Genomic DNA, 9,361 nt, shown 5'->3' on the forward strand with positions numbered 1-9,361 from the left:
TATATAATGCCTGTTGGCAGACCTTCGCCAAGAAGGTAATTTATTCAATTGGTATGGGGATAAGTCAAATTCGAGAGTCGCCAAAAAAAATGGGGTCAACTCTATTTTTTAGAAACCAAAAAACCTACCAATGGCAGTTTTATAGAAATAGTGAGTAGCGGGGTGGGGTAGTGGTTGTGGAAAACTTACTTGACTTGCTTTTTTGATAAGCTTGTGGTAATATTGGAGTATAAACGCCCTACCCAGCCATTCGGTCCGGTAGGGTTTTAAATTAAATGCAAACTATTCTTTTTATAGATTGGGAAAATTTTAAAAAGAAATTGGAAAGCGTCAAGGAGTGGATGTCCGAAGAGGCGTGGATATGGTCAATATGGCCCGTGATGGCGAATTGAAAACCGCCATTTTGGCAAGCTCGGATTCTGATCTTCAGCCGGCTGTTAAGTCGTTAAGAAAAAGAAACATTGAATGTATTTATTTAGGCTTTGAAATGGAGCCCAACAAGGGATTAACTTATACTACCTCTAGAACAATTTTGATAAGAAATTCTGAAGTTTTAAAATTCCTACCGCCAAAATTGTTTTAATAATTAAGATATTAATGCTTACGGGCGGCTAAGAACCGGTGTCTCAAAATACTCTTTTATATTAATCCAATAGGTTCGAACGTCGTCTGCTCCCCGGTCCCCGGAGCCAACAAAAACCGTCCATCGCTGGGCAATTTTAGAAATAGCGAGTAGCGGCAAAAAAAACACCACTATTTTGTTTCCGGTGGAAATGCTGGGAATGTTAAAGAAACTGCAAAAGAGTGAGTGATAATGGTTTATGGTTAAAAGGTTAAGACACCGGTATGGTTTAGGGGTTAGGAGGTTAGTATAAATCTTTTCCAACTTCTTAACCCAACTTCCATACTGGCTTCCTAACCTTTATCCCATCTTCTTAACCCATTTGTATGAAAATAATCTATGCTATAGCCACTCTTTCTGGCACGATTATTGGGGTGGGGCTTTTTGCTTTGCCTTATGTCACTCTTAAGGTGGGTTTTTGGGTAATTCTCGGTTATTTTTTGGTTTTGGGACCCTTGGTTATTTTAATTCATCAATTTTTCGGAGAGTTGGCTTTGAGAACTCCTGATTATAAACGGCTCCCCGGTTTTGCCAAAATTTATTTAGGAAAAAGGGGAGAAAAGATAGCTTACGGCTCAACAATTTTGGGAATCTTTGGCGCAATTTTAGCTTATTTAATTGTCGGGGGAGAATTCCTGTTTGAACTGCTTTCACCGATTTTTGGCGGTGGCTCTTTAATTTATACGCTTTTCTATTTTTTAATTGGAGCTGCTCTGATTTTTTTTGGAATAAAAGCTATTGCTAAAGTTCAATTTTGGGGACTGATTTTATTTTTTATAATTTTATTTGCTATGTTTTTTCGGGCAGAACCGTTTATAACAATTGAAAATCTTTTTCCTTCTCCGGATTTTTCCCATATTTTTCTGCCTTACGGAATAATTCTTTTTTCTTTATGGGGCGCGGCTTTGATTCCGGAAGCAGAAGAAATGTTAGGAAGACAAAAGAAATTGCTTTTAAAAATTATTCCGATTGCCATTTTTATTCCAGCAGTTGTCTATCTTTTCTTTATTTATCTGGTTTTGGGAATTACTGGGCCCCAGACAACCGAAACAGCTTTGCTCGGATTAAGAGCTGTTCTGGGCGACGGAATCGTCTCTTTAGTGCTTTTCTTTGGCGTTTTGACTACCTTTACATCTTTTATTGCTCTGGGATTAACATTAAAAAAAGTTTTCTGGTATGATTTAAAATTGACAAAAAATTTATCCTGGGCAATTACTTGTTTCGTTCCCTTACTTCTTTTTTTAATCGGTATTAAACAGTTTATTCCAGTCATTGCCTTTGTCGGTGGAGTAATGATTGGAATCGATGGAATTTTAATCTTGCTAATGTACCGCAAAATCAATCCTAAAAAACTTTTGGTTTATCCTTTATTTTTGATACTTCTTGGTGGAATTATTTACAAGATAATATACTTTTTATGAATTTAGTCATCCATATTTTTATTTTTTTAATTTCTTGTCTTCTGCTTACTTTATCAGGTAGTTGGCTGGTCGGGGCTTTAACCAGAATAGCCCGGTTTTTGGGCTGGCGAGAATTTGTCGTTGCCTTTTTTATCCTCTCTTTTGCCGCTTCCATTCCCGAGCTTTTTATAGGAATTACTTCGGCTCTGGGCGGAATTCCCGAACTTTCTTTTGGCAATATCGTTGGAGCCAATGTTATTCACCTTACATTAGCTATTGCCCTGGCTACTTTAATTCTAAAAGGAATAGAAATTGAAAGCCGGACCGTTCAAGCAAGTTTAGTTTTTACTGTAATTGCCGCGATTTTACCCTTAATTTTAATTTTAGACGGCTCTCTTTCAAGAATAGACGGAGTATTGTTAATTTTAGCTTTTATTTTCTATTCTTCCTGGCTTTTTTCAAAAAAAGAGTATTTTTCCAAAATTTATGACGGCGTCAAACCAAAAAGCATTATAAAAGAATTTAAAACTTTTATTCAAGATTTGGGAATAATATTAGGGGGAGCGGTTTTACTTTTAATCAGCGCCCAAGGCATTATTAGTTCAGCTGACTTTTTTGCCAAAACCTTAAATGCCCCGCTTCCCTTAATCGGAATTTTAATTGTTAGTTTAGGAACAGCTCTGCCAGAAACCTGGTTTTGCTTACAGGCAGCCAGAAAAGGACAATCCTGGATGATTTTAGGAAATTTAATGGGTTGCATTATTGTTACAGCCAGTTTAGTTTTAGGCATTGTTGTTTTAATTCATCCAATTGAAATAATTGATTTCTCGCCCTTTGTTATGGCTCGATTTTTTCTGATAATATCGGCATTTTTTTTCTTATTATTTGTCCGGACCGGCCGCAAAATCATCCAAAAAGAAGCCCTCTTCTTACTGGGAATTTATCTTACCTTTGTTTTATTTCTTTTAGTTGAATTTTTAATAAAATAATGTTATCATTTTTTTATGGCTGAACCCTCTTTGATTTTAATTGTTTTTTTGATAATTGGCGGAGTCTTCATTTTTTTCCTGTTGAAAAAATCGAACGTTGATAAAGTCCAGTCGGACTCAATAAAGGATTTGGAAAGACGAATTACCGATTTAATGATTAATCAGTTACGAGAAATCCGGGGCAGCGTTGATGGCAGCTCTCAAGCCATGAATAAGCAAATTTCTTCTTTCACCAAAGAGACGGTGCAAATTCGAGAGGAATTAAAACAGGTTCAGGAAACAATGAAAGGTATATCGTCGTTTCAGGAGATTTTTAGAACGCCGAAGCTAAGGGGGGAATGGGGAGAGGCCAATTTAGGACATATTTTAAGCGAGTATTTTCCCCAAGAACTTTGTCTGGCAAATTATTCTTTTTCTTCGGGTGCGCAAGTTGAGTTTGTTTTAAAACTTCCGAATAAAAAACTTCTTCCGGTTGATGCTAAATTTTTTTCCGATAATTTCGTAAAAATGAAAGAAACGCAAGGCGAAGAAGAAAGAAACATACTTCAAAAAAAACTTATTCAGGATATAAAATTAAAAATAAATGAGATTTCATCAAAATACATTTTACCATCTGAAGATACCGTTGATTTCGCTCTAATGTTTATACCGGCTGAAGCAATTTTTTATGAAATAATGTTTAATTTAAGAGAGGAAGATATTGCTAGTTATGCCAGAAGTAAAAAAGTGGTTCTCACTTCGCCTAATACGATTTATTTGACTCTGCGGACAATTATTGATTGGTTCCGCGATACGCAGATTTCCCGACAGACCAAAGAAATTTTAAAGAAATTAAGTAGAATACAGACCGATGCCAATAAACTAATGAATGGTTTCAGGAAACTCGGGGACCACCTAAGAAGCGCTTCTTCGGCTTATGAAGATTCAGAAAAACGGCTTTCTTTGCTTGACGAAAGGGTGGAAAAACTGATAGAAATAGGGGAGATAAAACAGTTGGCAGAGCCAACTGAAATAAAGAATAAAAAAATTGAGCGGAGCGAAACCCCGCGCCAAAACCCTCGGTTTGGTACGGGGCAGACAGGAGAAAAATAATATGACACAGTTCGCAGTAATTCGTACCGGTGGAAAACAATATTTGGTTTCACCGGGTCAAAAAATAAAAATTGACCCCCAAGACCAAAAAATTAGTCTAGGGGCAGGGAAAATTGAAAANNTAGCCCGTCGGTTTCGGCTAAACCCGGGGAAGAAGAAAATAAATTAGAAATCGGCACTCCCTTGGTTAAAGGGGCAAAAGTAATTGGAAAAATTATAAAACAAGGAAAAGCAAAAAAGGTAATTGCTTTCAAATACAAAGCAAAAAAGCGCTATAAAGTAAAAAAGGGCCATCGCCAACCCTTTACAGAAATAGAAATAATGAAAATTTCTAATTCCTAATTGACCCCAGTAGTAGAAACTTTGTTTCACTACGGCGCCAGGCCTAATGTCTAATCAATGCCTAATGTTAAAATGTCTAATGACTAATTATTTTTTTAGTCATTTTGTCATTAGTCATTGGGAATTGATTAGTAATTAGGAATTAGTCATTAGTCATTTCCGCCCTTCTAAGGCGGAGACCAGGGTTTCCTCGTCGGCGTATTCTAATTCTGCTCCTACTGGTAAGCCCCGGCCAAGCTGGCTGATTTTTTTTCCAAAAGGAGCTAAGCTCCTTTTTAAATATAAGGTGGTGGCTTGGCCTTCGGTGGTTTGATTTAATGCCAAAATAATCTCTTTAAAAGAAGCGTCTAAAATGCCGAATTTTTGAGGCGCCTTAATCCTTTCTTCCAATTCTTTAATTCTCAGTTTCTTTATCTTTTCTTTTTTTAAAACAGAAACCAATCCGCCTAAAATAAAATAAAGCCCTTTATATTTTTTGGTCTTTTCAATTGAAATTAAATCGCTTTCTTTTTCAATCAAACAAATTAAACTCCTGTTTCGGGTAACATCTTGACAAATTGGGCAAAGCTCGCCCTTTTGGCCCAAGCTTGCCGAGGGCTCAAAAGGATTGAAACAAAAAGAACAAATTTTAATTGTTTTTTTGAGATTGAGGATGGAATTTAAAAAATCCTTTATTTCTTCTTTTGGCAATCTCATTAAATAAAAAACAAATCGGCTGGCTGTTCTTGGTCCGACCGTTGGAAATTTTGAAAATAAATCTATTAGTTTTTGAATAGTCGGGGAGTACATATTGGATACATTATTCTTCCACCAGATAACCTTTTTCTAAACTTCTAAAGCTGGCTATTTGGTCATCAAAATATAATTCCACTCTGCCCACCGGACCGTTGCGGTGTTTAGCAATAATAAGATCGGCAATGTTTTTTCTGTTTGATTCGGGCCGGTATCTATCTTCCCTATATATGAAAATGACCACGTCAGCGTCTTGTTCTAAGGCGCCGCTTTCTCTTAAATCAGAGAGGCGAGGAATTTGAGGGCTTCTTTGTTCTACCGCTCTTGATAATTGAGAAATAGCCAAAACTGGAATGTTTAATTCTTTAGCCAAGCCCTTAAGAGAGCGGGAAATTTCAGTCATTTGTTGGACAGTTGATTCGGTTTGATTGCGGGCTTCCATTAATTGAAGATAATCAACAATAATTAAACCCAATTCTTTTTCGGCTTGTAATCTTCTGGCCATAGCCTTCATTTGAATTACGTTTGTGGCTGATCGGTCATCAATATAGATAGGGGCTTCAGCCAAAATTCCCAGGGCATGCTGAATCCTGATAAAATCATTATTTTCTCCCTCGGCCGAAAGCCGACCGGTTCTTAGGCGCCACAAATCAACATTAGCCAAAGAGGAAATTAGCCGGTCAACCACCTGGTCGTTTGACATTTCCAAAGAAAATATTCCGACCGGCATTTTTTGATTAACAGCAATATTTAAAGCAATATTGAGCGCTAAACTGCTTTTTCCTAAAGAGGGCCGAGAAGCCAAAATTATTAAATCCGATTTTTGAAGACCGGCTAAAATATTATCCAATTCGGAAAAGCCGGTCGGCAATCCGCGAAAACCAGCCTTATGTTTTGAAAGATTGTCAATTCTTTCAAATGCCTCTTCTAATCTGTCTTTAACCAAAATAAAATTTTGGGTTAATGACTTTTGGGCAATACTAAAAATTCTTTTTTCCGCTCGATCTAATAAAATATCAACATCTTCGGTTTCATTGTGACCGATTTGATCAATTTCCTGACCGGCCTCAATTAAATCCCGCAAAGTTCTTTTTCGTTGGACAATTTTGGCATAATTTAAAACATGGCTGGCCGTTGGAACGGAATTAATTAAATCGGTTAAATAACCATGGCCGCCAATTTCCTCTAAAAGGTTTTTTCCTTTCAAAACGGTAGAAACCGACAATAAATCAATCGGCTCTCCTTTTTCAAATAGTTTCTGGCAAGCCAAATAAATTTCTCGATGAATGCCTTTGTAAAAATCACGGGGCTGCAAGAAATCAGCCACTTTAATAATAGCGTTTTTATCAAGCATTAAACAGCCGAGTAAGGACTTCTCAGCTTCTATTGATTGAGGCGGCAATTTATCCGGAAGTTCTTTTGCCATATGTTTTAATTTAACATAAAATAGGAAAAAGGCAAGTTAATATATATATATGAAGGTAGCTCTCATTTCTTTCCATAGTTTTTACCAGCCCGGCGGCGTAAAAAGGCACGTTTTGGGATTGTATAAAGAATTCAGAAAAAGGGGAGTTGAATGTAAAATTATCGCGCCCCGAAGAAAAAGAGAAGAATATTACGGCAAAAATGTTATTCTTTTGGGAACCTCTTTCCCTTTTCCTTTTAACGGCGCCATATCAGATCTGGCCATCAATTTTAATTCCCTGGCGATTGAGGATACTTTAAAGAGAGAAAAATTTGATGTCTTGCATTTTCATAACTTTGGCCTTCCCTCAACCCTCCAAATCTTAGCTTCTCCTGCTGCTTCAGATACTTTAAATATCTTAACCTTTCACGCCAGCTTAGAAGGAAGTAAATTTATGAAGAGGTTTCCTGCTGTTCTGGGTCTAATTAATAAAATTTGCCAATGGAAAATTGACGGAATAATTGGAGTAGCCCCTTTTAATTTGAAATATTTTAAAGAATATTCAGGCCCCAAAACAATTATTCCCAACGGAATAGATTTAGAAAAATTTAATCCTCAAGTAGAAAAAATAAAAAAATTCCTTGATGGCAAAATCAATATTTTATTTCTTGGAAGGATTGAAGAAAGAAAGGGTTTAATTTATTTACTTAAAGCCTACAAAATTTTAGAGAAAACCCCGCCCTTTGGTCCAAAGGGCGGGGTGAGGTTAATTATTGTCGGTGAAGGACCCTTAAAAGAAGATTTAGAAAAATGGGTAAAAATTAATAAATTAAAAAATGTCATTTTTGAAGGAAAAGTACCAGAAGAGAAAGTCGCCTCTTATTATAAAAGTTGTGATATTTATTGCAGTCCGGCAATTTTTGGCGAAAGTTTTGGCTTGGTTTTGGTTGAAGCCATGGCTTGCCAAAAACCGGTGGTGGCTTTTGCCAATAAAGGTTACAAAGAAGTTTTAACCGGAAAAGGAGCCAGGTTTTTAGCCAAACCCAGAGATTACAAAACCCTGGCCAAAAAATTAGAAATTTTAATCAAAAATGAAAAACTGAGAGAAGAAATGGGTCAATGGGGGGTTGAAGAAGCCAAAAAATATTCCTGGCAAAAAGTAGCTAATCAGGTTCTGAATTTTTATCAACCGTCTTGGCAGAATAAACAAAAACGAGAGAAAACGAAAAGTTTTTCTCTGGAAAAACAAATTGACAAGATATTTAACGAAATATTTTAATTTTCGGTCCCTCTTTTGTATCCTTAATTTGATAACCTAATTCCTTAATTTTTTTCCTGATTTTGTCGGCCTTCTGCCATTTTCCTTCCTTACGATATTTCTCTCTTAGTTTAACTATGTTTAACACAGAGGTGGGAATTTTTTCTTTCGGTTTTTTCCAGAAGATAAAATTAAAAACTTTATCAATTTTTCTCAAAAATTCTAAAATATTTTTAGCGTCGTTTTTGACCAGTTTGTTTTGAACGATTAAAGAGCTCCCCTTGTTTATTAATTCAAAAATAACAGCTACAGCTTTCGACGTATTAAAATCATCTTCCATGGCTGATTCAAATTTTTTATAGGGGTTGCCGAGGCTGCCGAGGTCAGACCTCGGCAGCCTCGGCAGCGAGTGTGGAGGGTCGCTGAAGGCTTCGCCTTCATCTTCCCCTCTCGCTTTGCTCGTGTGTTTGACCCCTACAGTTTTCAGTTTTTCCACAAATTCATCAATGCGTTCTAATTCTCTCTTGGCCTGCAAAACCGAAGTTTCATCATAGTCAAGGGGTGAGCGGTAATGATTCTTTAAGACCAAAAATCTTAATAATCTGGGTGACTGTTTCTTAACAAAATCTTTTATGGTAATAAAATTACCCAGGGATTTTGCCATTTTCTGACCTTTGACGGTCAAAAATCCTGAATGCAGCCAGTATTTAACCAATGGTTTTTTTCCCGAAATCGCTTCCATTTGGGCGATTTCAGCTTCATGATGGGGAAAAATAAGGTCTCTGCCGCCACCGTGAATGTCGTATTGCGGCCCAAAATATTTCTCGGTAATGGCCGTATCCTCTATGTGCCAGCCCGGTCTTCCTGAAAACCAGGGTGATTTCCATTTTGGCTCTCCGGTCTTCGATTTTTTCCATAAACAAAAATCTCCTTTGTTTCTTTTTTCTTTTGCCTCATCAATCCTGGAAACAGCATCTTCTGCCTGCAAAACTGTCCTTCTCGATAACTTTCCATAATCTTTGAATTTTGAAATGTCATAATAAATTCCATCATCAATTTGATAAGCAAAGCCATTTTTGAGCAACCTTTCAACCTGGCTGATGATTTCTTTAATATGTTCTGTCGCTCTGGCATATTTTGTCACGTTGTCTATTTTTAAATTTTTCATATCTTTCAAATATTCTTTTTCAAAGAATCTGGCTAATTTTAGGGTAGTTGTTTTTCTTTCTTTCGCCCGGTTTATAATCTTATCATCAATATCAGTGATATTTTGAAGATAAAAAAGATTAAATCCTTTTTCTCTCAAATATCCGGCAATTATATCAAAAATAATATAGGTTCTGGCGTGTCCGAGATGGGCAAAGTCGTAAGGAGTAATGCCGCAAACAAAAAGATTAACTTTTCCGTTTTTTATTGGTTTAAACGTTTCTTTTTTTCCGGAGAGAGTGTTGTAAAGTTTAAGATTCATATTGATTTAATATTATCAGAAAATCAGGGGACTTTCAAATTTAGACAAAACAT

At 36.4% G+C, this 9,361-nt stretch carries 9 protein-coding genes and 1 pseudogene; 7 read left to right on the forward strand and 3 right to left on the reverse strand.

All coding sequences use genetic code 11. The features are described 5' to 3' along the window. The first annotated feature begins 337 nt into the window (after nt 1–337). The 6 genes and pseudogenes from KY055_02415 (at nt 338) to rplU (ending at nt 4,445) form a co-directional block, all read left to right on the forward strand. Nucleotides 338–583: an NYN domain-containing protein gene (locus tag KY055_02415; protein ID MBZ1345458.1), complete on the forward strand. Its 246-nt coding sequence runs from the start codon at nt 338–340 to the stop codon at nt 581–583. A 365-nt stretch (nt 584–948) separates the two neighbouring features. Beyond that, a complete protein-coding gene (locus tag KY055_02420) occupies nt 949–2,043 on the forward strand; it encodes a hypothetical protein (protein ID MBZ1345459.1) in 1,095 nt (364 codons plus the stop codon). Next, nucleotides 2,040–3,011 (forward strand): hypothetical protein, encoded by a 972-nt coding sequence (locus tag KY055_02425; protein ID MBZ1345460.1) that lies wholly within the window; start codon nt 2,040–2,042, stop codon nt 3,009–3,011. Before KY055_02420 ends, KY055_02425 begins: the two co-directional genes overlap by 4 nt. A 15-nt stretch (nt 3,012–3,026) precedes the next feature. Continuing rightward, nucleotides 3,027–4,103 carry a DNA recombination protein RmuC gene (locus tag KY055_02430; GenBank protein MBZ1345461.1) on the forward strand — a complete coding sequence of 359 codons (1,077 nt, stop codon included), beginning with the start codon at nt 3,027–3,029 and terminating at the stop codon, nt 4,101–4,103. A gap of 1 nt (nt 4,104) precedes the next feature. Next, a partial coding sequence (locus KY055_02435; GenBank protein MBZ1345462.1) for a bL21 family ribosomal protein occupies nt 4,105–4,223 on the forward strand: 119 nt, incomplete at its 3' end. A gap of 2 nt (nt 4,224–4,225) precedes the next feature. Then, nucleotides 4,226–4,445 (forward strand): annotated as a pseudogene (gene rplU / locus KY055_02440) (50S ribosomal protein L21). A gap of 153 nt (nt 4,446–4,598) precedes the next feature. Here rplU and recR read toward each other — a convergent pair. Together recR and dnaB are read right to left on the reverse strand one after the other, a co-directional pair. Then, nucleotides 4,599–5,234 (reverse strand): recombination mediator RecR, encoded by a 636-nt coding sequence (gene recR, locus KY055_02445; GenBank protein ID MBZ1345463.1) that lies wholly within the window; start codon nt 5,232–5,234, stop codon nt 4,599–4,601. 10 nt (nt 5,235–5,244) lie between these two features. Then, on the reverse strand, nt 5,245–6,603 hold the full coding sequence (gene dnaB / locus KY055_02450) for a replicative DNA helicase (GenBank protein MBZ1345464.1): 1,359 nt from the start codon (nt 6,601–6,603) through the stop codon (nt 5,245–5,247). Nucleotides 6,604–6,652: 49 nt separating this feature from the next. On the opposite strand from dnaB, the gene KY055_02455 reads away from it, so the two are divergent. Next, nucleotides 6,653–7,861, forward strand: coding sequence for a glycosyltransferase family 4 protein (locus tag KY055_02455; GenBank protein MBZ1345465.1), 1,209 nt, complete (start codon nt 6,653–6,655; stop codon nt 7,859–7,861). Here KY055_02455 and cysS read toward each other — a convergent pair. Then, nucleotides 7,845–9,308, reverse strand: coding sequence for a cysteine--tRNA ligase (gene cysS / locus KY055_02460; GenBank protein MBZ1345466.1), 1,464 nt, complete (start codon nt 9,306–9,308; stop codon nt 7,845–7,847). The two genes, KY055_02455 and cysS, sit on opposite strands and share 17 nt — an antisense overlap. Nucleotides 9,309–9,361: the final 53 nt, after the last annotated feature.

This window comes from Candidatus Nealsonbacteria bacterium, assembly GCA_019923625.1.
In the GTDB taxonomy this organism is placed as follows: domain Bacteria; phylum Patescibacteriota; class Minisyncoccia; order Minisyncoccales; family RBG-13-42-11; genus JAHXGN01.

Excerpts from the sequence above, each read along its gene's own strand:
- KY055_02420 (MBZ1345459.1), top strand. The coding sequence starts at position 949 with ATGAAAATAATCTATGCTATAGCCACTCTTTCTGGCACGATTATTGGG.
- KY055_02425 (MBZ1345460.1), top strand. The coding sequence starts at position 2,040 with ATGAATTTAGTCATCCATATTTTTATTTTTTTAATTTCTTGTCTTCTG.
- KY055_02430 (MBZ1345461.1), top strand. The coding sequence starts at position 3,027 with ATGGCTGAACCCTCTTTGATTTTAATTGTTTTTTTGATAATTGGCGGA.
- recR (MBZ1345463.1), bottom strand. The coding sequence starts at position 5,234 with ATGTACTCCCCGACTATTCAAAAACTAATAGATTTATTTTCAAAATTT.
- dnaB (MBZ1345464.1), bottom strand. The coding sequence starts at position 6,603 with ATGGCAAAAGAACTTCCGGATAAATTGCCGCCTCAATCAATAGAAGCT.
- KY055_02455 (MBZ1345465.1), top strand. The coding sequence starts at position 6,653 with ATGAAGGTAGCTCTCATTTCTTTCCATAGTTTTTACCAGCCCGGCGGC.
- cysS (MBZ1345466.1), bottom strand. The coding sequence starts at position 9,308 with ATGAATCTTAAACTTTACAACACTCTCTCCGGAAAAAAAGAAACGTTT.